At 44.9% G+C, this 22,035-nt stretch carries 24 protein-coding genes and 3 riboswitches; of the genes, 16 read left to right on the top strand and 8 right to left on the bottom strand.

Annotation, left to right across the window (positions count from 1 at the left end; all coding sequences use genetic code 11):
* Positions 1-38: 38 nt before the first annotated feature.
* From JOJ89_RS18300 to JOJ89_RS18280, 5 genes are all read left to right on the top strand, one after another.
* Positions 39-1,070 carry a methionine ABC transporter ATP-binding protein gene (locus JOJ89_RS18300; protein ID WP_203288834.1) on the top strand — a complete coding sequence of 344 codons (1,032 nt, stop codon included), beginning with the start codon at positions 39-41 and terminating at the stop codon, positions 1,068-1,070.
* On the top strand, positions 1,060-1,710 hold the full coding sequence (locus JOJ89_RS18295; RefSeq protein WP_029566704.1) for a methionine ABC transporter permease: 651 nt from the start codon (positions 1,060-1,062) through the stop codon (positions 1,708-1,710). The genes JOJ89_RS18300 and JOJ89_RS18295 overlap by 11 nt, the downstream gene beginning before the upstream one ends.
* A 12-nt stretch (positions 1,711-1,722) precedes the next feature.
* Complete coding sequence (locus JOJ89_RS18290) at positions 1,723-2,553, top strand: MetQ/NlpA family ABC transporter substrate-binding protein (protein WP_029284348.1); 831 nt, start codon at positions 1,723-1,725, stop codon at positions 2,551-2,553.
* A gap of 19 nt (positions 2,554-2,572) precedes the next feature.
* Entirely contained in the window at positions 2,573-3,778 is a 1,206-nt protein-coding gene (locus tag JOJ89_RS18285; protein ID WP_203288832.1) for a M20 family metallopeptidase, read from the top strand.
* A 673-nt stretch (positions 3,779-4,451) separates the two neighbouring features.
* Positions 4,452-5,408 (top strand): alpha/beta fold hydrolase, encoded by a 957-nt coding sequence (locus tag JOJ89_RS18280; protein WP_029284343.1) that lies wholly within the window; start codon positions 4,452-4,454, stop codon positions 5,406-5,408.
* Positions 5,409-5,410: 2 nt separating this feature from the next.
* Here JOJ89_RS18280 and JOJ89_RS18275 read toward each other — a convergent pair whose 3' ends face one another.
* Positions 5,411-6,256 (bottom strand): SDR family oxidoreductase, encoded by an 846-nt coding sequence (locus JOJ89_RS18275; RefSeq protein WP_029284341.1) that lies wholly within the window; start codon positions 6,254-6,256, stop codon positions 5,411-5,413.
* A 132-nt stretch (positions 6,257-6,388) separates the two neighbouring features.
* Here JOJ89_RS18275 and JOJ89_RS18270 point away from each other — a divergent pair, with 132 nt between their 5' ends.
* The 6 genes from JOJ89_RS18270 (at position 6,389) to JOJ89_RS18245 (ending at position 10,248) form a co-directional block, all read left to right on the top strand.
* Positions 6,389-7,285, top strand: a complete 897-nt coding sequence (locus JOJ89_RS18270) for an aldo/keto reductase (protein ID WP_203288830.1) — start codon at positions 6,389-6,391, stop codon at positions 7,283-7,285.
* Positions 7,286-7,395: 110 nt separating this feature from the next.
* Complete coding sequence (locus tag JOJ89_RS18265; RefSeq protein ID WP_029284337.1) at positions 7,396-7,887, top strand: RNA polymerase sigma factor; 492 nt, start codon at positions 7,396-7,398, stop codon at positions 7,885-7,887.
* On the top strand, positions 7,877-8,425 hold the full coding sequence (locus JOJ89_RS18260; RefSeq protein WP_203288826.1) for a hypothetical protein: 549 nt from the start codon (positions 7,877-7,879) through the stop codon (positions 8,423-8,425). The genes JOJ89_RS18265 and JOJ89_RS18260 overlap by 11 nt, the downstream gene beginning before the upstream one ends.
* A 91-nt stretch (positions 8,426-8,516) precedes the next feature.
* A complete protein-coding gene (locus JOJ89_RS18255) occupies positions 8,517-8,951 on the top strand; it encodes a MarR family winged helix-turn-helix transcriptional regulator (RefSeq protein ID WP_203288823.1) in 435 nt (144 codons plus the stop codon).
* A gap of 91 nt (positions 8,952-9,042) precedes the next feature.
* Positions 9,043-9,702 carry an SDR family NAD(P)-dependent oxidoreductase gene (locus JOJ89_RS18250; RefSeq protein WP_029566696.1) on the top strand — a complete coding sequence of 220 codons (660 nt, stop codon included), beginning with the start codon at positions 9,043-9,045 and terminating at the stop codon, positions 9,700-9,702.
* A 21-nt stretch (positions 9,703-9,723) separates the two neighbouring features.
* Positions 9,724-10,248, top strand: coding sequence for an NAD(P)H-dependent oxidoreductase (locus tag JOJ89_RS18245; RefSeq protein ID WP_029284330.1), 525 nt, complete (start codon positions 9,724-9,726; stop codon positions 10,246-10,248).
* Between the two features lie 391 nt (positions 10,249-10,639).
* Here the strand turns inward: JOJ89_RS18245 and JOJ89_RS18240 are convergent, their stop codons facing one another.
* The 4 genes from JOJ89_RS18240 to JOJ89_RS18225 all read right to left on the bottom strand — a co-directional run bounded on the left by JOJ89_RS18240 (position 10,640) and on the right by JOJ89_RS18225 (position 12,888).
* Entirely contained in the window at positions 10,640-11,539 is a 900-nt protein-coding gene (locus JOJ89_RS18240) for an EamA family transporter (protein WP_203288812.1), read from the bottom strand.
* Positions 11,540-11,552: 13 nt separating this feature from the next.
* On the bottom strand, positions 11,553-11,867 hold the full coding sequence (locus JOJ89_RS18235; RefSeq protein ID WP_029284326.1) for a DMT family transporter: 315 nt from the start codon (positions 11,865-11,867) through the stop codon (positions 11,553-11,555).
* Positions 11,867-12,205, bottom strand: a complete 339-nt coding sequence (locus tag JOJ89_RS18230) for a DMT family transporter (protein WP_029566692.1) — start codon at positions 12,203-12,205, stop codon at positions 11,867-11,869. Before JOJ89_RS18230 ends, JOJ89_RS18235 begins: the two co-directional genes overlap by 1 nt.
* A 101-nt stretch (positions 12,206-12,306) precedes the next feature.
* The gene (locus tag JOJ89_RS18225; protein WP_203288810.1) at positions 12,307-12,888 is read right to left on the bottom strand and encodes a TetR/AcrR family transcriptional regulator; all 582 of its coding nucleotides are present in this window, start codon (positions 12,886-12,888) and stop codon (positions 12,307-12,309) included.
* A gap of 214 nt (positions 12,889-13,102) precedes the next feature.
* On the opposite strand from JOJ89_RS18225, the gene JOJ89_RS18220 reads away from it, so the two are divergent.
* Entirely contained in the window at positions 13,103-14,281 is a 1,179-nt protein-coding gene (locus JOJ89_RS18220) for a D-alanyl-D-alanine carboxypeptidase family protein (RefSeq protein WP_203288808.1), read from the top strand.
* A gap of 47 nt (positions 14,282-14,328) precedes the next feature.
* On the opposite strand, the gene bcaP is transcribed toward JOJ89_RS18220, so the two are convergent.
* The 3 genes from bcaP to JOJ89_RS18205 all read right to left on the bottom strand — a co-directional run bounded on the left by bcaP (position 14,329) and on the right by JOJ89_RS18205 (position 18,119).
* Positions 14,329-15,711: a branched-chain amino acid transporter BcaP gene (bcaP, locus tag JOJ89_RS18215; RefSeq protein WP_203288806.1), complete on the bottom strand. Its 1,383-nt coding sequence runs from the start codon at positions 15,709-15,711 to the stop codon at positions 14,329-14,331.
* Between the two features lie 187 nt (positions 15,712-15,898).
* Positions 15,899-17,236, bottom strand: coding sequence for a type I glutamate--ammonia ligase (gene glnA / locus JOJ89_RS18210; RefSeq protein WP_203288804.1), 1,338 nt, complete (start codon positions 17,234-17,236; stop codon positions 15,899-15,901).
* Between the two features lie 116 nt (positions 17,237-17,352).
* Positions 17,353-17,487: riboswitch (cyclic di-AMP (ydaO/yuaA leader) on the bottom strand.
* Positions 17,488-17,741: 254 nt separating this feature from the next.
* Positions 17,742-18,119 (bottom strand): Na-translocating system protein MpsC family protein, encoded by a 378-nt coding sequence (locus JOJ89_RS18205; protein WP_029284313.1) that lies wholly within the window; start codon positions 18,117-18,119, stop codon positions 17,742-17,744.
* A gap of 359 nt (positions 18,120-18,478) precedes the next feature.
* Positions 18,479-18,615, top strand: a riboswitch (cyclic di-AMP (ydaO/yuaA leader).
* A 372-nt stretch (positions 18,616-18,987) separates the two neighbouring features.
* Between JOJ89_RS18205 and JOJ89_RS18200 the strand changes: the two genes are divergently transcribed.
* From JOJ89_RS18200 to kdpA, 4 genes are all read left to right on the top strand, one after another.
* On the top strand, positions 18,988-19,377 hold the full coding sequence (locus JOJ89_RS18200) for a hypothetical protein (protein ID WP_203288795.1): 390 nt from the start codon (positions 18,988-18,990) through the stop codon (positions 19,375-19,377).
* A gap of 56 nt (positions 19,378-19,433) precedes the next feature.
* Positions 19,434-19,584, top strand: a riboswitch (cyclic di-AMP (ydaO/yuaA leader).
* A gap of 99 nt (positions 19,585-19,683) precedes the next feature.
* Positions 19,684-20,067: a hypothetical protein gene (locus JOJ89_RS18195; protein WP_051827375.1), complete on the top strand. Its 384-nt coding sequence runs from the start codon at positions 19,684-19,686 to the stop codon at positions 20,065-20,067.
* 119 nt (positions 20,068-20,186) lie between these two features.
* Positions 20,187-20,267 (top strand): potassium-transporting ATPase subunit F, encoded by an 81-nt coding sequence (locus tag JOJ89_RS21405; RefSeq protein ID WP_081414239.1) that lies wholly within the window; start codon positions 20,187-20,189, stop codon positions 20,265-20,267.
* A gap of 18 nt (positions 20,268-20,285) precedes the next feature.
* Positions 20,286-21,962 carry a potassium-transporting ATPase subunit KdpA gene (gene kdpA / locus JOJ89_RS18180; protein WP_051827374.1) on the top strand — a complete coding sequence of 559 codons (1,677 nt, stop codon included), beginning with the start codon at positions 20,286-20,288 and terminating at the stop codon, positions 21,960-21,962.
* Positions 21,963-22,035 lie beyond the last annotated feature (73 nt).

The raw sequence follows: 22,035 nt of genomic DNA, 5'->3' as shown, positions 1-22,035 counted from the left end.
GGGTTTTTTTATTGCAAAAATACAGGGAGGTTACATAAATGATTGAATTTAAAGGCGTCACAAAGGTATACGGGAGCGGCGGCAATGAAGTGAAAGCTCTTGACGGCATTGATCTGGAAGTGAAAAAAGGGGAAATATGCGGAGTCATCGGTTTTAGCGGAGCCGGAAAAAGCACCCTGATCCGCACAGTGAATCTGCTCGAGCGTCCAACAGCAGGGCAGATCATCGTGGATGGTCTCGACTTAACGGCGCTTTCCAAAAAGGATGTGCGCGGAGTCAAACGGAAAATCGGCATGGTGTTTCAGCACTTTAATCTGCTTAATTCAAAGACAGTCTATGCAAATGTGGCGATGCCGCTGCTTCTCTCAAAGGCCTCGCCGAAAGTTATTAAGGAGCGGGTTGCTGAGCTGCTCTCGTTTGTAGGACTTGAGGACAAAGCGAACCAGTACCCTGATCAGTTATCAGGCGGCCAGAAACAGCGCGTCGGAATTGCGAGGGCTCTTGCTACCCAGCCATCTATTCTTCTGTGCGATGAAGCTACCTCGGCACTTGATCCTCAGACGACAGCTTCGATTCTAAAGCTATTGAAAAAAATCAACGAGGAATACAACATTACGATTCTCATGATCACGCATGAAATGTCAGTCATAAGAGAGGTTTGCGATACAGTAGCCGTGATTGAAGGCGGAAAAATCATTGAATCAGGTTCTGTGTTTGAAGTTTTCTCAAATCCGAAAACGAAGACTGCATCAAACTTTGTCAGCTCTGTTCTGAATGATTCGATTCCTGAATCGGTCCTGAAGCTTGTTCAGGAGGAAAACAGCCAGGCACAGATTTTCAAAATTAATTTTGTCGGCAAATCCTCAGGACAGCCGCTGCTGTCGCAGATTGCGAAACGATTTGACCTCCATATCAACGTGCTGTTCGGCAACATCACGGAGCTTCAGGGGATTCCATTTGGACATTTAATCGTTGAACTTCAGGGAACGGAAAGTGAAATAAAAAGAGCGCTTCTGGTGATGAACCAGGAGAACGTATCAGTGAAAGAGGTGAATGCACATGCTAGTTGATTCTCAGCAAATAATCGATGCTTTAGTCGAAACACTCGCAATGACCGGTTTTTCCCTGCTTTTCTCCACGTTGATCGGCCTTCCGCTCGGCGTGCTGCTGGTCATCACCCGAAAGGGACATCTATGGGAAAATGCCATTATTTTTAACATCCTGAACGGGATCGTGAATCTTTTCCGCTCTGTGCCGTTCATCATTTTGATGGTGGCGATTGTTCCGCTGACGAGATTGATTGTCGGAACCTCAATCGGAACAGCTGCAGCTGTTGTGCCGCTTGTCTTTTACGCAGGACCCTATATTGCCAGATTAATAGAGAACTCGCTGCTTGAAGTGGACCCGGGAGTCATTGAAGCGGCAGAAGCAATGGGTGCAACGCCAACCCAGATCATCTTTAAGTTTATTGTTCCTGAAGCATTAAGCTCACTTGTTTTGAGTCTGACGATTGCAACAGTGGGACTTGTCGGTGCATCTGCGATGGCAGGGGCTGTCGGCGGAGGCGGACTTGGAGATCTCGCGATTACATACGGCTACCAGCGCTTTGACACGGTTGTCATGATCATTACAGTGGCCATTCTTGTTGTCCTTGTTCAGGGACTTCAGACTTCAGGAAACATTTTATCGAAAAAAATCAGAAGACGATAGGAGAGAACAATGATGAAAAAATGGATCATTTTAACACTGATTGCAGCACTCGCCGCTTTTGCTGCGGGATGCGGAAATAAAACAGCTAGCGGAAAAGAAGAGGTGGATGTGAAAATCGGCGTCAGCGGATCTGATAACCGCATCTGGGATTTTGTTGCCAAGAAGGCAGAAAAAGAAGGCATCAACATTGAGATTGTCAGATTTTCAGATTATGTACAGCCGAATCTTGCGCTTTCAGAAGGCGAGCTGGATGCCAATGCGTTTCAAACGATTTCTTACTTTAATGCCTTCAAAAAAGAACACAATCTTGACCTGACTCCTATTGGAACAACGGTCATCGCACCTCTTGGCCTCTACTCGGATAAATACAAATCTGTTGAAGACATTCCGGAAGGCGGAAAAATTGCAGTTCCGAATGAAGCGACAAACATGGGAAGAGCGTTCCTTCTTCTTCAGGCAGCCGGTTTAATTGAACTTCCTGAAGATTTTGACGGAAACGGATCACTTGATAAAATCGTCAAAAATCCGAAAAAGCTTGAAATCGTGCCTGTTGTCGCCGGCCAGACACCGCGTGTTCTTCCCGATGTAGCAGGTTCTATCATCAACAACGGAATTGCTGTTGATGCAGGATTTAACCCAATCAAGGATTCTATTTTCCATGAAGATGACACAGCCACACCTTATATCAACATCATCGCAACACGCACAGAAGACAAGGACCGCAAAGAACTGAAACGCATCGTTGAGCTTTACCAGGAGGAAGACACGGCTGAATTTATTGAAAAAGAATACGATGGAGCCACGATTCCGACGTTTGTCCCTCTAAGTGAAATTGGAGAATAATCATTGAGGAGGAAAGAGCATGAGCACAGCAGTTGTTACGCTTAAAGAGCAAATCATTGATGAAATCGAATCAAGAAAGGCAGAGTACCTGAAAATTAGCCATTCGATTCATGAAAATCCTGAAATCGGCAATGAGGAATACTTTGCTTCAAAGCTCCTTTCCGACTTGCTTGAGTCAGAAGGGTTTACAGTTGAACGCGGAGTCGCAGGACATGAGACGGCGTTTCTGGCCAGGAAGAAATCGCCGCTAAAAAACGGGGCATCTGTTGCTTTTCTGGCGGAATACGATGCGCTTCCGGGACTTGGCCATGCCTGCGGCCACAACATCATCGGCACCGCAAGCACTGCAGCAGCGATTTCCCTAGGCAGACAGATTGACGTAATTGGCGGAGAAGTAGTCGTTTTGGGAACACCCGCGGAAGAAGGCGGCCCGAACGGCAGTGCGAAAGGAAGCTTTGTCAAGCACGGGCTGCTTGAAGGCATTGATGCGGCCTTGATGGTGCACCCATCGAACGCAACGAGAATAACGGGAAACTCCCTTGCGGTGGATCCGCTCGATTTTGAATTCATTGGAAAGCCGGCGCATGCTGCAGTTGCTCCTCATCAGGGAATCAATGCCCTGGATGCAGTCATTCAGCTTTTCAACAGCATCAATGCCCTTCGCCAGCATGTAACGGACGATGTGAAAATTCACGGAATCATCACGCACGGAGGCGATGCCCCGAATATCGTCCCGCACTATGCGAAAGCACGATTCTACATCCGCGCGGCAACAAGAAAAAAGTGCTCAGAAACAACAGAACGCATCAAAGCTGCAGCACAGGGAGCAGGCTTGGCGACAGGCGCTAAGCTGAATGTGATTGCATTTCAAAATGAAGTCGATAACCTGGTGCTCAACCGGACGTTTGATTCCGTCTTTAAAAAGCAGCTTGAAAGTCTCGGAGAATCAGTGGAAACGTCTGAGCGCGAAGGCCTCGGCTCAACGGACGCCGGCAATATCAGCCACGTTGTTCCGACGATCCATCCGTACATCAAAATTGGACCTGATACCCTCGTCGGCCACACAGACGAATTCAGGGAGGCAGCCAAGTCAGAGCAGGGGGACACAGCGCTTTTGCTCGGTGCAAAAGGCCTTGCCCTGACAGCGCTTGAGCTGCTGACAGACCCTGTGCTTCTGGATGAGATTAAGGAAGAATTTAGACAGCGGAAGGAACTTGAGGGATAGGAAGAGACTTAAAGAAAATCATTCAGCCAAAGAAAAATCCGGACTGTAATTAGTTCGGATTTTTTAATGTATATAAAGGGTTCAACAGTTCACCCAGAATGCTGCCACTTTTCGAGTGATGAGACTCTCAAATGTAGTGCCATTCTGTACAGTGCTGCCACTTTTCGAGTGATGAGATTCTCAAATGTGGCGACATTCTGCATAGTGGTGCCACTTTTCGATTGATGAGATTCTAATATGTGGCGCCATTCTGCACAGTGGTGCCACTTTTCGATTGATGAGATTCTCAAAAGTGGCGCCATTCTGCGTAGTGGTGCCACTTTCCGAGTGATGAGAGTCTCAAATGTGGTGCCATTCTGCGTAGTGGTGCAACTTTTCGAGTGATGTTACTCTCAAATGTGGTGTAATTCTGCGTAGTGGTGCCACTTTTCGAGTGATGTTACTCTCAAATGTGGGGCCATTATGCGCAGTACTGCCACTTCTCGAGTGATGAGACTCTCAAAAGTGGCGCAATTCCCGAAAATGCTGCCACCTTTCAATTGATGGTTCCCCATTTTGTCGCAACTCCCCGCGATGTCAAACTTAAACAAAATATTCCTATAATCACACCTTTTTTTTAACTTTTGTCCGCTAAACTAGGTGAATACTTTTACTAAAGAAAGCGGGACAAACCATGAAAATGAAATGGAAAAAAATCATTCGAACTCTTTTTCTGCTGATTGGAGCTGTCATTTTGCTGAGCTTCATCCTTCATCAAGGGATCACACTCTATGAGCAGAAGAAATACCAGGCTCCGGGGCAGCTTGTCGAGGTAGACGGCAGGAGCATGCACGTTTACACAAAGGGGGAAGGGGAACACACGATTTTGCTGTTAAGCGGCCTCGGAACGGCTGCGCCAGTCCTTGATTTTGAACCGCTGGTAAATGAACTGGCAAAGAAGCACAAGGTCGTGGTCGCAGAACCATTCGGCTATGGATGGAGTGATGGGACAAATAAGGCGCGCACAGTGGAAAACATGGTGGAAGAGGTGCGGACGGCGCTTAAGAAAGCCGGCATCCAAGGACCGTATGTTTTGATGCCGCATTCAGTCTCCGGGGTCTACAGCATGTATTATGCCAATGCCTATCCAGATGAAATAGAAGCCATTATCGGAATTGATCCAACCCTGCCAAAGGCTTTTGACTACTTTAATGAAAAGGCTCCGTCGGTTCCTTCGTTCGTTCGTGCTGCATCTGTACTTGGTGCTGCCAGGTGGGCGGCTGTATTCACACCTGAAGACTTTCTGCCCATTGCAGGGGAAGGAACGTATTCAGAGGAGAATCTGAATATGACCAAACGAATTGCCGCATGGAAAAGTTCCAATAAAAACGTCATAGATGAAGCGAATGAACTGAACAGGAATGCGGAAAAAACAGAAGTTATGACGTTCCCGCCGCATGTTCCCGTCATGATTTTTCAAGCGATGGACAAGGACCAAAAAGAGAAGGACGAAAAGATCAAAGCATTTTATGGAGATCAAATGAGTCCTGCGGAGGAACATAAACTTGTTTCACTTACAGGTCATCATTATCTCCACTGGACAAAGTCAGCGGAAATAAGCGAGTATACGACAGAGTTTCTGAAAAAGTAAGGTTACAATTCGGTCTTTTTTCCAAGCAGCTTGCCAATAAGTATGGATTCCCACATGCGCCAAGGAAGAATCCGTTTTAAGAACAGAGATATCCGGACGCCTTTTCCAGCCGGATATCTGAGCTTGGTCAATGAATCTTTTGAACATAGCTTAACAATCAGTTCAGCGACATCAGCTGGATTCCCAAGCTTCTCTTTCCCCTGCTCAAGTTCGTTTTCAATGGCATTCATATACACAAGATACGGTGAATCTTCTATAGAAGATACTTTTCTTCCAGTTGTCCAAATGTTCGTAGAAAAGGAACCCGGTTCAATCAGGGCGACATCGATGCCGAACGGCTTGACTTCGAGTCTTAGGCTTTCGCTGTACCCTTCAAGCGCATGCTTTGATGCTGCATACGGCGAGATGCCCGGAAAGCCGATCAATCCGCTGATGCTGCTCATGTTGATGATTTTTCCGCTCCGCTGTTTGCGCATATGCGGCAGGACCGCCTGGGTAACAGCGATGACACCGAAGAAATTTGTTTCGAACTGGCTTTTATAGTCGATCACCGTTACTTCCTCTCCAAATCCGCCAAAGGCAAATCCGGCGTTGTTGATCAGAATGTCGATTCTGCCGGTCTCTTTCAAATACTCCTTTAAGCCATCAATCGATTCCGGGGACGTGACGTCAAGCTCGAGGACCGTCACTCTTTCTTTGTGTTCTCCAAGCATCCTGAAAAGTTCCGTTTGTTTCTCCGTATTTCTCATAGAAGCGATGACGCGGTATCCTTCCGCAGCAAGTCTGAGGGAAGCGAGCATCCCAAAGCCGCTTGATGCACCTGTAATGAGCACCGTTTTTTCATTCATATGGCATTTCCTCCGTGTAGGCATGTCTTTTCTCCATTATATATGGCGGCAGCAACGAAGGGTTATCTTTCGTATTATTGTCCGAATTGTTATAAAATTTACGGGAGATCCATTTTAGGGAGGATGAGGAAAATGGAAAGACGCGCGTTTGGAAAAACAGATATGATGGTCAGTGTACTTGGTTTTGGAGCAGCGGAAATCGGGTTTTCAAATGCTTCTGAAGAAACGGTGGACCGCCTGCTCGGAACGGCGCTTGATGCCGGATTGAACGTCATCGATACGGCAGAATGCTACAACACAAGTGAAGAACTGATCGGCAAAACGATGTCATCTAGAAGAGATGATTTTTATCTTTTCACAAAGTGCGGCCACACCTCAGGCCTTGACGGGGAAGACTGGAATCCGTCCATGCTTGAAGAATCCATCGACCGAAGCTTAAAAAGGCTCAAAACAGACTATGTTGATACCATCCATCTGCACAGCTGCTCTGAGGATATCCTCAGACAGGGAGATGTCATTGATGTTCTAAAGCGGGCGAAGGAGAAGGGGAAAACCCGCTATATCGGCTACAGCGGAGATCACACGGACGCCTTGTATGCGATAAAAACCGGCGCTTTCGATACCTTTGAAACATCCGTCAGCATCGCCGATCAGGAGGCTGTTGATCTCACCATCCCGGAGGCAGTAAAAAGAGGAATGGGCATCATTGCAAAACGCCCAATTGCAAACGTTGCCTGGAACTACAGCGAGAAGCCTGAAAACGGCTATTACCAGGAGTATTGGGAAAGATTCCACGAGCTTGATTATCCGTTTCTAAAAGGGGAATTGCCTGAGGCAGTAGAAAAAGCACTCCGTTTTACACTTACAGTTCCGGGTGTTCATACAGCCATTGTCGGAACGGCGAAACCGGACAGGTGGATACAGAATGCGAAGCTTGCGGCTAAAGGCAATCTTTCAGAAAAAGAATATAATCAAATAAGAGACCTATATAACCGTGCTGCCAAAAAGGAATGGGCCGGACAAGTATAAGAGGGAGGAAAATTCAGTCTGAAAAGGGACTGAATTTTTTTCGTTTCAGTGAGAGAATGGGAGAAAGAAAACGTCTAATGGGGCAAAGAGGGCAAAATGAGGTGAATGGGATGGACGGACAGGAACTGGAGAGGATGTTCAGCGAATACGGTGACGATGTGCATCACTTTCTTGTCTATTATAAAGGTACGCATGATGTCGAAGATGAGGTTCAGGAAGTGTTTTTAAAAGCATTCAAAAGCAGGTTCCGGGACGAGAGCCATCCGAAAACCTGGCTGATCAGCATCGCAAGAAGACTTGTGATCGACCAGTGGAGGAGAAAAAAATTTCTTGGCTGGATGCCCGGAGTGCGGAATGTGAAAACGCCGGATGAGATCCTGCTTGAACATGAGGAGCTGAGTGAAGCGTACAAAGCGATTTCAGAGCTGAAGGCAGAATACCGCGATGTGATTTTGCTCAGAATTGTTTCTGAGCTTTCGGTAGAAGAAACAGCACATGTTCTCGGATGGTCAAGGGACAAAGTAAGCCGGACGTATTACCGGGCCCTGCAGAAATTAAAGCAAAACCCACGGTTGGAAAGAGGTGCTGAGCTTGAATTATGAGAACATGAAATTCCCTAGAAAAAATATGTCCCCTTCACAAAAACAATTCATTCGTGAACGCATGCAGAGAAGGCAGGCTCCTATTACACTCATGCACCGATTTTTTCAGATAGCTGCTGCCGCTGTTCTGCTCCTTGGCATTGGTGTTTTCTCTGTCTATCTTGCAAATGAATCCGGCAGGAGCGGCGAGCAAACGTACGCAATTGATCTGCCGCAGGGAATGGACATTTTAAAAAGGGAGAAGGGTCTTGAATTCAAGCTGGGCGAGCGCACAGTCGGAGGTGCTGTTCCTAGTTCGACTAAGGAAAAACTAAGTCTTGAATCCAGTCCTGGAATTTTTGAGATAAAGGAGATCACGAACCTGGCCTATCCTGCTGAACGATTGCTTCAGCACGTAAAGACGATGACCGCCGTGCAGACCTATCATTATTTTCTTGAACTTGAAGACGGGGCGCTTGTGCGTGTTTACTTCCATACTCCTTATGTAACAGAAGAGCAGGCAGAGGAAGCAATGAAGACGTTTCGGGCAGGGGACTGATTGACGCTCTCCCTGCTCTGAATGACTTACTTGACATTGCATTTAGAAAAATGTTAATTTGTATATGCAAATGAAAAAAGGAATGATGCAGATGAACGAAGAAGAACAAGTACTCATGCACTGCTTGTATTTTACAGCGAGCAGGTTTGCTCGAAACATGACAAAGCTTGCTGAAGAGGTTTTTGATGCAGGTGACCTGGCGCCATCATACTTGTACTTAATCATGACCGTTAAATTCCATCCCGGAATTACTCAAAAAGAGCTGTGCAAAAAGCTTTCCATTGCGCCTTCCACAAGCACCAGATTTATTGATAAGCTTGAGAAGCAGGGGCTTGTAAACCGGAAAGTAAGCGGCAAGCAGTCTTTCATTTCACTTACGAGTGAGGGAGATAAAATTTATACACAGTTCCGGGCATCTCTGAAGGATCTGTTTCAGGAATACTCGGCTGTTCTAGGAAAAGAATTCAGCCTGGAATTAAGCAAGTCACTGCATGAGGCGAGCAATAAACTAGAGAAAAGAACGTAAATTTTTTTTTGGTATTCATTTGCATGTACAACTATATTTTTTTGCTTATTCATTTGCATATACAAATATAAAGTGCAAAGGAGATAGAAATATGAATGAAAATGTCCTGCTTGTGGTTGGAGCCGGCAAAGGAATCAGTTTGAGCACGGCTCTTGCATTTGGGAGAAAAGGATTTAGGGTGGCGATGATCGCACGCCGAAAAGAAGCTTTGGCGGATTATCAAAGAGAACTGGAAGCTCATGGAATAGAGGCTAGAGGATTCAAGGCAGATATCGCATCCGAATCTCAACTTAAGTCCGCCATTTCAGATGTTATCCATGCTTTTGGCAAGGTGGATGTTCTCTTGTACAATGCGGCTGCAGGAAAGCCGGGAAAACCGACGGCCCTTGACAGCGGAGATTTGATTGCCGATTTCAAAGTCAGCGTGTCTGGAGCTCTTGCAAGCACGAAAGAAGTTCTTCCATATATGAACAAAGGGGCTATTCTTCTGACTGGCGGTGGGCTTGCTCTCCATCCTTACGCAGATCTCGCGTCTTTATCCATAGGAAAAGCAGGGATCCGCAGTCTGGCCAAAAGCCTTCATGATGAACTGAAGCCGGAAGGAATTTATGCAGGTACTTTGACGATAAAAGGCTTTGTAGAATCCGGCACCTACTATGATTCAGAAAAAATTGCCGATGCTTTTTACAGTATGTATCAAAACCGAACAGAAGCAGAGGTTATTTACGAAGAAACGACCGGCGGAAACTAAATAAAAGGAGAGATACATGAAATGAAAACACTTGTTATACTTGCACACCCTCATCTATCGGATTCAACAGTCAACAAAGCGTGGAGTCTCAGATTACACGAAGAGCAGGACGTCACGGTTCATGACCTTTACAGTGAGTATCCTGATTTTAAAATTGACATGGAACGCGAACAAAAGCTCTTGCTTGAACACGACCGGATCGTTTTTCAGTTTCCATTCTACTGGTACAGCAGTCCGTCACTTTTGAAAGAATGGCAGGATGAAGTTCTTGCCTACGGCTGGGCATATGGCTCACAGGGGACAAAGCTTCACGGAAAAGAGTTTATGCTGGCTGTTTCAACGGGAGGACCGGAAGCTGCGTATCAGTCAGGCGGCTATAACCATTACAGCATGAGCGAGCTGTTCAAGCCGTTTCAGGCAATGGCTAATCTGACCGGCATGCGCTTTCTTCCAGCGTTTGTCGAGCATGGGGTAAGAACGCTGAATCAGGAACAGGTAAACGAAAGTGCAGAGGCATTGATTCGCCACATTAAAGCGGATTATTAAGACACAGCATATAGAAAAGAGGGTGAATTTGAGTATAAACACATCAAATTCACCCTCTTTTTTTCTATATAAGGCATACGTGGCGTACAATCTATTTTCTTTCTTACGTTATAATCTCCATCCTGTGTAAAAATAGCGTACGATTCGAGTGTTTCCTTACGTTATAATTTTCATTCGGTGTACGTATAGCGTACGATTCGAGTGTTTCCTTACGTTATAATTTTCATCTGGTGTACATATAGCGTACGATTCGAGTGTTTTCTTACGTTATAATCTTCATCTGGTGTACGAATAGCATACGATTTGAGGGTTTCCTTACGTTATAATCTCCATCCAGTGTACGTATAGCATACGATTCACGTTTTTTCCTCTTTTTGCTGTGCATATCACCTTACATATCCAGCGTATGACTTACCTTCTTTTTCTGCCGAAAATAATAAAAAAGCTGCGGGACGGAAATTCCCAAAAGGATAAGCATAATACCGGCCGTCTGCACCAGGTTCACCGATTCTTTCAGAAAAAAGACCGAGCATAGAACGGCTGCTGGCAGTTCGGCAGCACCGACAATCGTGGCGAGTCCTGAGCCTATTTTAGGAGTGCCGATGGAAAACAGCACAACCGGGATAAACACGCCGAAAAAGCCGAGCGGCAAGGCGAATTTCCATAGTCCTTCCTGAAGAGAACCATTTGTCATAAAATCGGGAGTGAAAAGGACGGTGAGAAAGATCGCCGCCCCAAACGACATGAACAAGCTTCTGTTCAGCGATGGAAGCTCAGCTGCCACTTTTCCGCTTGCAAAGATAAAGAGGGAAAAAGAGACAGCCGAGAAAAGGCCCCAGATGATTCCCGGGTCCGTTAAGCTGACTGCTTCTTTCCCGAACAGGTTGCCTGCCATGAAAGTGCCTATAAGCAAAAGAAGGACAGCGAAAAGCTTCGCTCTGTCAGGTCTCTTTTTAAGATAAACTGCCTCAATTAAAATGCCGATCCATGTAAATTGAAACAGCAGAATAATCGCAATGGACGCCGGAACGGTTTCAAGTGATTTGCCGTAAAAAATCCCTGTAAAACTTGTCGTCGTCCCTGTCAGCATCAAGAAGAGCGCCTGTTTCCATGTCGCTTTTTTTCTTGAAAAGAGAAGGGAGCAGACTAAAAACAGAAGAAAGCCAGTCACATACTGGCTGCCGATCACTTCTTCCACTGAATAGCCCTGTTTGTAGGCAAGCTTGATAATTGTTGAAATGATACCGTAGCTGCATGCGCCAATAAACACGAGAAACGAATATTTAATCAAAAGTAAAAACTCCTTACGAAACCAGTTTGAGCCCTACCGTTGCGGAAATAATCATGCTGATGAATAATATCCGTTTCCAGCTCTTTGAATCCCCGTAGAACAAGATGCCGATCAGCGCACTCCCGGCAGATCCGATTCCTGTCCAGACGGAATAGGCAGTCCCGAGTGAAATCGTCTGGAGGGACTGATTCAGCAGCAGAAAGCTTAGCGAAAAACCTGCAATCATAATCAGCAGTGGAACGATTCCCTTAGATTCCTTCATTTTATTAATCCCGATAACACCGGCTACTTCAAACAGGCCGGCCCCAATTAGAAACGCCCAGTCCATTATATGGAAGCCTCCTCTTTTTTGTCATCAGACAGTGTTTTTAACCCGATAACCCCGCATACTAAAACGGTGATTAAAAGGATTTTAACCAGCTGAAAAGGCTCATTAAAAAACAGAATTTCTGCTATAACGGTTCCGGCTGCCCCAAGTCCCGTAAAAACAGCGTAAACCGTACTGACAGGCAGTCTTTTCGATGCACTGATCAGCAGGTAAAAGCTGATGCAGATTGTGATGATGGTTCCCAGCCATTCAAGCCAGCTGTCTGAATACTTCAGACCGGCAACCCAAATGACTTCAATAAAACCGGCCATAAATACTTTCGTCCAGTCTTTGTTCATGATAATCGTCCTTTCCTTATGTTTCCATATCATCGATGAAAACGGATGAGAGGCAGAAAAGCACCTTCTTTACCGAATGATATTTTGGATGCCTGTCAGGGCTAAACGGTCGGCTCCGCTTTTCTTTTAATTCCATTCCAATAAACGCAAAAACAGCTATCCAGCCGTTTTTGCACGCGCGAAGGTCCGCCATAAAGCATTTCGGCGAAAACAGCATCTGCGACACCCATATACGCCGTGGCCGCTTCAGACGGTTTTACAGCAAGAGCAGGCTGATTTTCAAAAACGCTGATGAGCAGTTCTTCAAACGTATCGAGGTACACATAAACTTTTTCCATGACCTCCCGATATAAATGTGAGGGGGGCAAAAAGCTAATTCTCAGCATGAATTTTGTTTCCGCCTCCACTTCGAAACGGTGCACATAATCCGTCAAATAGGAGAAGAGAATTTCTTTTAGATGAGGCTGTTCTGAAGAAGAAAATGAAGCTTTTGCATATTCAATTTCCTTTTCAAGAACATCAGCCATCGCTTTAAGAAAGAGTTCATCCTTATTTTTAAAATGGGTGTAAATCGACTGTTTCTTTATTCCAACTTCAGCAGCAATGTCAGCCAGTGAAGTACCTTCATAGCCATAATCGGCAAATAGGCGGATGGCCGCCTGTTTAAGCTGTTCTGAGGTCACATTGAAAACCGCCTTCCTGACGTTCGTCAGGTAAAGTATATGACAGGCAGAATTGGAAGTCAAATCAATAAAAATACAGATTTTTCTATAAATTCAGGTAAAATGAACGTTTATGCATCCGTTTCTATAACTTTACATTGTCATGCCGTTTTATTACCTGTTATGCTTGTATACGGAATGAATATAGACTACTACAATCAGGAGATTTATATAGATGAAAAAAACCCCTTTGATTCTTGCAGCGAGCTTCTTTTTAGGTATGATTTTTTCTTCAGAACCATCAGCAGAGGAACTGTCGGCAAATGAACCGGCAATCGAAAGTGAATCAGCCGTCCTGATCGATGCTGATTCCGGCCAGATTCTCTATTCGAAAAAAAGCGATGCCGAGATGTACCCTGCTAGTGTGACAAAAATGGCCACAGCCATCTATGCGATTGAAAATGGGAATTTGGATGATATCGTAACTGTCAGCGAAAATGCCAGAAATGCCGACGGGACAAGAGTGTATCTTGAGGCAGGCGAACAGGTGCCACTGAAAAAGCTGATTCAGGGACTCATGATCAATTCCGGGAATGATGCAGGAATTGCCATTGCTGAACATATCAGCGGAAATGTAGAAACATTTTCAAAGGAAATGAATGAGTTTTTGGAGAAGAAAGTAGGGCTTGAGGATACTCATTTTACGAACCCGCACGGTCTTTTTGACCCGAATCATGTCACTACAGCGGAAGATTTGGCTGCTTTGACTCAGTATGCATCACAAAACGAAATCTTCCGCGAGATCTTTTCAACAGCCGAGCTGAAATGGGACGGGGAAACCTGGGACACAACTCTCCACAATCATCACAAACTTCTGCAGGCGACCCCATATGAAGGAATGGTGGGGGGAAAGAACGGATATGTCAGCCAGTCCGGTTTTACGCTGTCGACTCTCGCTGAAAGAGAAAATATCAGGCTGATCGCTGTCACGCTGAATGCAAAGACAGACCGTATGTCTTACAAAGATACGGTCAAGCTGCTTGATTACGGCTTTGCAAATTTCACATCCGAATTTGTCGCTTCTGGAACATATTATAAGGATCAAGAAGGACAGGAGTTCACATTGGATGAGCCGCTTTATTATGCCAGAAAAACACATGAGACCATTTCTGCTGATGTGGATACCAACGGAAATTTGACGATTGACGGTGAAGATGGCCGGGAACTCGCCAAACATCCGCTTGATCCTGTGAAAGCTGAAAAAAATAAGCTTGTGAAAAGCGCAGTAGCAGATGTAGAACCCGTTTTTGGGAAAAGCGTTCTGCATGATCATCTGAAGTTTATTGTCATGATTTCATTTGCTGTCGCACTGCTGCTAGTCGGGTACTTTTTCAGACAGGTCAGACGATCATAAAGAGTAAAAACCTTTCTCCTGCAGCGGAGAAAGGTTTTTTTTGCGATCTAAACTAGTTTGCTGTTTTTCCTTGCGTATACAAAATAGATGACGGCCCCGATTACAATCCAAATGATAAAGGAAGTCCATGTGATGGCGGGAAGGCTCGTCATGAGATAGATGCAGAACAAGGCGCTGATTGCCGGAAATACAGGGACGAACGGCACTTTGAATGCCCTCTCAAGGGTTGGGTGTGTTTTTCTCAGAACAATCACAGCGATTGATATCAGGGTAAAGGCTGCAAGGGTACCCAGATTCACTAAATGGGCCAGTGTAGTCAAATCGACGAAGCCCGCAATGGCTGCAGCAACGAGACCTGTCAGCCACGTATTTTTAAACGGTGTTTTAAATGATGGATGCACACTTGATAAAACGCTTGGAAGCAGTCCGTCACGGCTCATCGCAAATGAAATCCGGACCTGCGCATACATCATCACGAGAAGCACAGTCGTAATACCTGCAATTGCTCCGACAGAAACGAAGCCTGCCAGTGTGTTCTGACCGACAAAGTGAAGGGCGAAAGAAACCGGATCGGCTACATTCAGTTTTGTATAAGGAACCATTCCTGTCAAAATAAGCGAAACGATGATATACAGAGCTGTACAAACAGTCAAAGAAGCAATAATGCCGATTGGGACATCCCGCTGTGGTCTCTTCACTTCTTCAGCTGCAGTGGCAACAGCATCAAACCCGATATAGGCAAAAAACACAGTCGCAGCACCTGTAACAATCCCGTCAAAACCAAAAGGTACAAACGGCGTCCAGTTTGCAGGCTTAACATACCACACACCAGCTACGATAAAAGCGATGATCACGGCAAGTTTGACGAACACCATGATGTTGTTGACGCGGGTGCTTTCTTTGATTCCTTTTGACAGAAGTGCGGTGATTAAGAAGATGATGCACACAGCAGGCAAATCGATCAATCCGCCCTTTCCAGCTCCGGGAGCGGAGGTGATGGCCTTGGGCAGGTCCAGTCCGAAACCTGCGAGCAGTGATTGAAAGTAAGCAGACCAGCCGGTTGCAACAGCAGAAGTGGCAAGCAGATATTCAAGCATCAGGTCCCACCCGATTAAAAAAGCAAAAAACTCTCCAAGTGTTGCATATGTATAGGTATACACGCTCCCTGAAATCGGCACGGAGGAAGCGAACTCGGCATAACAAAAGGCAGCAAGCGCACATGCAATACCGGACAGGATAAAAGACAGAATGAGTGCAGGGCCCGCAGCTTCTGCAGCAACCACTCCTGTCAGAACAAAAATGCCCGTACCCACGATGGCTCCGATGCCGAGCAGGGTCAAATCCATTGCACCCATCGTGCGTTCAAGTGACTTTTGCTGACTTTGGGCAAGCAGGTCGGTAATTGATTTTTTTCGGAAAAGGGAATTCATACAGTATCCTCCAACAGTTGAGAATAACACTCTCACAAAAGTATATTGATATAATAACAAGTCCGCTCACCTTGCGAATCAGCTTATTTTCTTACGTTAACCAACTGGCCGGAAATTATGAATTCCTTCACGGAATGAGACACAAAAAATCCCGATTCAACAATGAACCGGGGTTTTTGATTTTCTATTAAAATTTCATCTGATAACGTTCAATTTCCCATAAATGTACGGTATTTCTGTATTCGTGCCATTCAGCCCTTTTATGAAGAAGAAATTGACGGAAAACGTGAGGCCCTAGAACCATTTTCGCAAGTGGGCCGTTTTCCAGCAAATCCAGTGCTGTCTCAAGGTTATCTGGAAGATGCTTGATGCCTTTTTCAAGCCGCTCTGATTCTGTCATGCTGAATATGTCATCATGCACAGCAGCCTTCGGGAATTCTGATAAGGCAATGCCTGCCATTCCGGCTTCAGCAATCGCGGCATAAGCAAGGTATGGATTAGCGCTTGGATCAGGATGCCTCACTTCAATGCGTGTTGCAGCCCCTCTTTTTGCCGGTATGCGAATTAAGGTTGAACGGTTTGAGGTTGACCAGGCAATATAGCAAGGAGCTTCAAAGCCAGGAACAAGCCGCTTGTACGAATTAACAATCGGGTTAGTGATGGCGGTCACTTCTTCAATATAGGTCAGTATGCCATTGATAAAGTAGTAGGCTTCATTTGAAAGCTGCATATCATCGTTTTCGTCGTAAAACGTATTTTCCCTATCCTTAAGCAGCGAGATGTTCACGTGCATGCCTGATCCGTTTATTCCTTGAACCGGTTTAGGCATAAAAGAAGCATGCAGATTAAATTGCTTTGCGACATTTTTAACAACCCATTTATAAGTCGTTGCATTATCGGCAGAAGTCAGGGCATCGTTAAAACGGAAGTTGATTTCATGCTGGCCGTTTGCTACTTCATGGTGTGAGGCTTCAATTTTGAAGCCCATTGCTTTTAACGTCCGGTAGATCTCAAGCCTCACTTTTTCACCTAAATCATGAGCGGGTTCGAAATAGCCTCCCAGATCATGCGGATTTGTTGTCGGATTTCCATTCTCGTCGGTTTTGAAAAGGAAGAATTCCAATTCAGGCCCGATGCTGATGGAATAACTGAGTGATTTTGCTCTTTTCATTGCCTGCTGCAGCACAAATCTCGGATCACCTTCATAAGGAGTCATATCCGGATTGTGAATGCTGCATAGAAACCTTGCTTCCGCATACTTTTCCTCAACTGACCAGGGAATGATGGCAAATGTGTTCAAATCAGGCTTTAAATATAGGTCGGACTGATTAATTGGACAGAAGCCCGTGATTGACGACCCGTCAAACATCATTTTACCTTCCACCGCCTCATCAATCTGATCAGCTGTAATGGTGACATGCTTTAAATTCCCTTCAAGATCAACAAACTGAAGGTGCAGCAATTCTACATGCTTTTCTGCTATTTCTGCCTTGATTTCACTTAACGTATCTAAAATGGTCAACATAAAAAACACCCCGATTTTTTAATTTTTGTCTGATAGTACGAACGGTTTTTGAAAAATCGAAGGATTATATTTTTGTTTCAGCAAGCGGGTTTTAGCCGGCTCTGAATGTTCACACCTTCCTCTCTCAAACAACGCATACGGAGTTAGCTGACGGATTCGGACGGTAAGAGTCGCCCGGCCGCTTGATGCTGCGGCTTCACCCCGGAAGATTGGGTCCCCCGTTCCTTTAGCGGATTCTGCGAATTAGGAAATAAATTGAGCCTATCATACGCCCGGGTAATTTTACTTGTAAAGCTCTGAAAAAGAGGAATAATTTAGAAATAAATCTATCCAGACTCTGTTTTTCTTTCGTTTTCTCTCTCATTCTCTCTTTTTTAATTTATTGTATATCTTTAGATTATTATTTATTATTCCTGAGAAGGGGGTTGAAATGGGGTAGAAACCAGTTAAATACAAAGAAAAAAAGAGTATGCGAGCTATGCATACTCCTTTTGAAATACAGTTTTTAGCCTTTTGATTCGAGAGAACGCTCTAAATCCTTATCTACCACAAAAACCTCAATCCGTTCCCCCATTTTGGTGCTGATGTCGCTGTGGCTGGACAGCACTTTGCAGCCGGTGCATCTTTCTACGATTTCCTCAAACTCTTTACTGTACATTTCACGCAGGACTTGTCTCATTTGTTTCACAAGCTTTCTGCCATTCTCGTTTTCAACAAGGTGTTTTTCTTCAACTGTGAGAACACCTTTGAACCTCGCGATCACCATATCATGGACAATGTATGTTCTGGTCTCCTGAGGACCGCGTCCAATTAAGTCTCTTTGAAGCTTAATAAAGGCTTCACTAAGTTCCATTTCTAATTTTTTTTTTGGCGACACAGCCATATGAATATACCCCCGGCAAACATGCTTTTGATTAACATTGCTGCTGCAGTTGCGCAGATCCACCGTCATACAATGACAAAATCTTATCTTGCTGGTGAGTGCGCTTTGCATACATTGACGAGTTTATCTTACTTACACACCCAGACCCTGTCAATAGCAAACTGTAAATGATAGGGAATAGTATGCTGGTAATATGCTGCAGCAATCGTTAAAAAAAAGACTTAAATTTTGTAATAACATGAGCAAATAAGAGTAATAGAGAGAATGAAAGGCGAAAGCAGTATAATTCACCTGATTTTCGGTGTATTTAATTGTTTACACGATCTCACCGCGGGAGTAAGATAATCACGTAATCACGAATTGCATAACGGCCTAGTCCCGAGATTCGGGAGCGGAGGAACCAATTTTTTGGGGTTAATTCTGCATTTGCAGGAAGGATGAGATCTTTCGCCATCCTACCCGTCAGCTAACTTCGTCGGCTAAAGCGAAGGAGGTCAAAAGACCGCCTTAACAGGAGTCTTTTTTTTACTGCCCTTTTTTAAGGCAGAGAAGAGGCCTGGGGACTGTAAAAGGTCTTTTTGATGCATGCAATTCATTCGAAAAAGGAAAAAACGGAAGACGGAACGCAAAGAGGGCTTCGGCTTGCTAGGCGTTAAGTAGACCAATGAGTACTTTTTCTCCAAAACAGCCATATGTAGATCAATCAGCTGTCTTATGGACATTCTGCTGATTTGATTGGATATGGATCTATTTGGGGGAAGGGTAAGCATTGGTCTCTTTTTTTTTACACTTGGGCTGCTTCATCCAATAGGGGTGGAGCCGGCAGGAGGAAAAAATACCGTTATATATGAATGTGCGGGGGATGACGATGAATCACACACTGGTTATAGGCAAGGGAGATTTATTCGGTTCTGTCGTAGAGAGTATAAGCGTGAATAGAAGATTTGCAGACGTCATGAACTATGAGCAGTATGCGTGTGAACTGTCGAACTCTAAAGATGGAAACACACGAATGGATAACCTGATCGAATTGGAAAAGAAGTTTTCAAATTATCGTTCTGTTTATGTTATATCGGATTCGATCAATGAAGGATTTGAATTAACAACCTTTTTCTCAGATCTGGGCACGATGCGGATTATCGTGATGACAGATGACAGCAGACACTATGACCTATATAAAAAACTGGGAGCACGATACGTGATTTTCAGCAAGCCTGGAACGTGCTCGTACTGGCTTGGCGAAATGAAGCAAGGTTAAAATACGAGAATGATTTAAGGAGGTGGATCTCTAAAAGAGATGTCAAATCAGAACTGAATACCTGGACGCTTAATTTCACAATGAAATCGGGGGAACCAATCTTCTGCGGCATACAGCCGCTTGGGGTGAATCCATCTGAAAAGGTGGCAGGGCAGCTCTCATAGCCCGAATCCGACAGCTAACCCCGAAAGCGCAGTGAGGGAAATCAAAATCGCAGGTGCTGCATGCTTTTTTAAGTGATGCCTAAAAACCGCGGAAGAGACCCTCTTCCGCGGTTTTTATTGATTTGAAAAGGAAGGGAACGTCATGGAAACGATGCTGATTTGCATTCCGAGCTATACGAGGCTTGGCTGCCTGGATGAGATTCTCCCGGAGAATTCATCTCTGTCATTTATTACCGGAGATTACAGTGTAGAAAGTCATTTGAGAACCAAAGGGTTTAAAACCATTTATTTTATTAAGCAACATGCACAGTACCTGATTATAAACGAGCCCATTTCACGAGTGCTTTTGCTCGAAGACAAAATAGCTGAGACCTGCCGGCTGATGGAAATACTCAAAGCGAGTGTCAGGGCGCCGATTACGGTGATTACAAAAAGAGCGAATTATCCGGCTAAGCTTTATGAATTGCTCGGCGCTCAGCATGTCATGTATTCAAGATTGGATAACGTAAAATTTCTGATTCAATAAGAACGGGGGATTTAAATGCTTGACAGTATCATGATTCTCTCATTTGCAGCTTTAACGCTGCTTATGTCAGGACTTGTAAAATGGTCTGAAAAGATTGTGACTGAAGGAAGGGAAGAAAAGTGACGATTGTTTTGCTCGGCGGAATCGCCGCCATCACGCTCTATTTGCTTTATGCATTGGTAAACCCTGAAAAATTTTAACTTGCGGAGGAAGAGACATTGAGTGTACTATCCATACTTTCCATTATCCTGACATTGGCGCTTGTCGTCCTGCTGGCAAAGCCTGCAGGCAACTACATTGCGCGTGCGTTTTCTTATGAAACAACGAAACTTGATGCTTTTTTTGGCCCTTTTGAACATGCGGTTTATAAACTAAGCGGAATCAAACAAACGAATCAAAGTTTCAGGCAATATGCTTCTGCTCTACTGATTTCAAATATTTTCATGATTTTTATCGTTTACCTAGTGTTTCGTTTTCAGGGTTCGCTTCCGCTGAATCCGAGCGGCATTGCCGGAATGGATCCGACACTTGCATTTAATACGGCCATCAGCTTTATGACCAATACAAATCTTCAGCATTACAGCGGAGAGAGCGGATTATCTTATCTTTCTCAGATGATCGGCATTACGTTTATGATGTTTGTCGCTCCTGCTACAGCATTTGCTGCAGCCATTGCATTAATAAGAGGACTTTCAGGCAACCCTCTTGGAAATTTCTTTGTAGATTTAATTCGTTCCATTACTCGTGTTCTTTTGCCGATAGCCTTTGTAACGGGTCTGGTATTTGTTTTTCTTGGTGTTCCTCAGACGCTGGATTCAAGTGTGACGGCAAAAACCGTAGAAGGCGCGGATCAGACGATCGCAATGGGCCCTGTTGCTTCTCTTTTATCCATTAAGGAAGTGGGCAACAACGGAGGAGGATTCTTCGGTGTCAACTCAGCCCATCCTTTTGAAAATCCTAACGGGATTAGCAACCTGCTGCAAATTCTTTTGATGCTGCTGATTCCGACAGCCCTTCCTTTCACGTATGGAAAAATGGTCGGAAACGCAAAGCAGGGCAGAATCCTATTTGCTGCAATGGCCATGATTTTCGTGGTCTTTCTTGGAACAGCTCTTTTATCTGAATATCAGGGTAACCCAAGATTGGCTGAAGCAGGCCTTGAGCAGGCATCAGGAAGCATGGAAGGCAAAGAGGTCCGCTTTGGTGCGGCACAATCTGCTCTTTATGCAATCGTGACAACAGCTTCTGAAACAGGAGCGGTTAATACCATGCATGATACGCTTTCTCCCATCACAGGGATGCTGGCCTTGTCGAATATGCTTTTGAATACGGTTTTCGGCGGGATTGGAGCTGGCTTTATGAATATCATCATGTACGCTGTCATCGCCGTTTTCTTATCTGGCCTGATGGTAGGGCGCACGCCAGAATTCCTTGGCAAGAAAATAGAAGGAAAAGAAATGAAACTGATCGCTGTTACCTTGCTGATTCATCCGTTTCTGATTCTGGGATCAACAGCCCTTGCGCTTTATACGCCGCTAGGATCTGACGGTATTTCAAATCCGGGATTCCATGGGCTTTCCCAAGTTCTTTATGAATACACATCTTCTGCAGCCAATAACGGCTCAGGCTTTGAAGGTCTTGGAGATGCCACTCCGTTCTGGAACATCTCAACAGGAATAGTCATGTTTATCGGCAGATACTTTGGCATCATTGCCATGCTTGCTGTTGGAGCATCATTAGCTTCTAAAAAGCTTGTGCCGGAAACAATCGGAACATTCCGTACAGATACTAGTTTGTTTGGCACCATATTTGTCGGAGCGGTATTTATTGTAGGGGCATTGACATTCTTCCCGGTACTGGTTTTAGGACCGGTCGCAGAGTTTTTAACTTTATAAACCTAATTGGAGGATCCGAAATGAGTAAGACATCATTAGCAACCGCAGTGAAGGCTGCTGAAAGGTATGATCA

This window comes from Metabacillus sp. cB07, from assembly GCF_016839225.1.
GTDB classification, from domain to species: Bacteria; Bacillota; Bacilli; order Bacillales; family Bacillaceae; genus Bacillus_P; species Bacillus_P indicus.
The sequence above is the reverse complement of the archived record's forward strand: the minus strand, read 5'-3'. Positions and strand labels throughout refer to the sequence as shown.

Coding starts and splice junctions, on each gene's coding strand:
- JOJ89_RS18300 (WP_203288834.1), top strand. CDS start 39: ATGATTGAATTTAAAGGCGTCACAAAGGTATACGGGAGCGGCGGCAAT.
- JOJ89_RS18295 (WP_029566704.1), top strand. CDS start 1,060: ATGCTAGTTGATTCTCAGCAAATAATCGATGCTTTAGTCGAAACACTC.
- JOJ89_RS18290 (WP_029284348.1), top strand. CDS start 1,723: ATGAAAAAATGGATCATTTTAACACTGATTGCAGCACTCGCCGCTTTT.
- JOJ89_RS18285 (WP_203288832.1), top strand. CDS start 2,573: ATGAGCACAGCAGTTGTTACGCTTAAAGAGCAAATCATTGATGAAATC.
- JOJ89_RS18280 (WP_029284343.1), top strand. CDS start 4,452: ATGAAAATGAAATGGAAAAAAATCATTCGAACTCTTTTTCTGCTGATT.
- JOJ89_RS18275 (WP_029284341.1), bottom strand. CDS start 6,256: ATGAATGAAAAAACGGTGCTCATTACAGGTGCATCAAGCGGCTTTGGG.
- JOJ89_RS18270 (WP_203288830.1), top strand. CDS start 6,389: ATGGAAAGACGCGCGTTTGGAAAAACAGATATGATGGTCAGTGTACTT.
- JOJ89_RS18265 (WP_029284337.1), top strand. CDS start 7,396: ATGGACGGACAGGAACTGGAGAGGATGTTCAGCGAATACGGTGACGAT.
- JOJ89_RS18255 (WP_203288823.1), top strand. CDS start 8,517: ATGAACGAAGAAGAACAAGTACTCATGCACTGCTTGTATTTTACAGCG.
- JOJ89_RS18250 (WP_029566696.1), top strand. CDS start 9,043: ATGAATGAAAATGTCCTGCTTGTGGTTGGAGCCGGCAAAGGAATCAGT.
- JOJ89_RS18245 (WP_029284330.1), top strand. CDS start 9,724: ATGAAAACACTTGTTATACTTGCACACCCTCATCTATCGGATTCAACA.
- JOJ89_RS18235 (WP_029284326.1), bottom strand. CDS start 11,867: ATGGACTGGGCGTTTCTAATTGGGGCCGGCCTGTTTGAAGTAGCCGGT.
- JOJ89_RS18230 (WP_029566692.1), bottom strand. CDS start 12,205: ATGAACAAAGACTGGACGAAAGTATTTATGGCCGGTTTTATTGAAGTC.
- JOJ89_RS18220 (WP_203288808.1), top strand. CDS start 13,103: ATGAAAAAAACCCCTTTGATTCTTGCAGCGAGCTTCTTTTTAGGTATG.
- bcaP (WP_203288806.1), bottom strand. CDS start 15,711: ATGAATTCCCTTTTCCGAAAAAAATCAATTACCGACCTGCTTGCCCAA.
- glnA (WP_203288804.1), bottom strand. CDS start 17,236: ATGTTGACCATTTTAGATACGTTAAGTGAAATCAAGGCAGAAATAGCA.
- JOJ89_RS18205 (WP_029284313.1), bottom strand. CDS start 18,119: ATGGCTGTGTCGCCAAAAAAAAAATTAGAAATGGAACTTAGTGAAGCC.
- JOJ89_RS18200 (WP_203288795.1), top strand. CDS start 18,988: ATGAATCACACACTGGTTATAGGCAAGGGAGATTTATTCGGTTCTGTC.
- JOJ89_RS18195 (WP_051827375.1), top strand. CDS start 19,684: ATGGAAACGATGCTGATTTGCATTCCGAGCTATACGAGGCTTGGCTGC.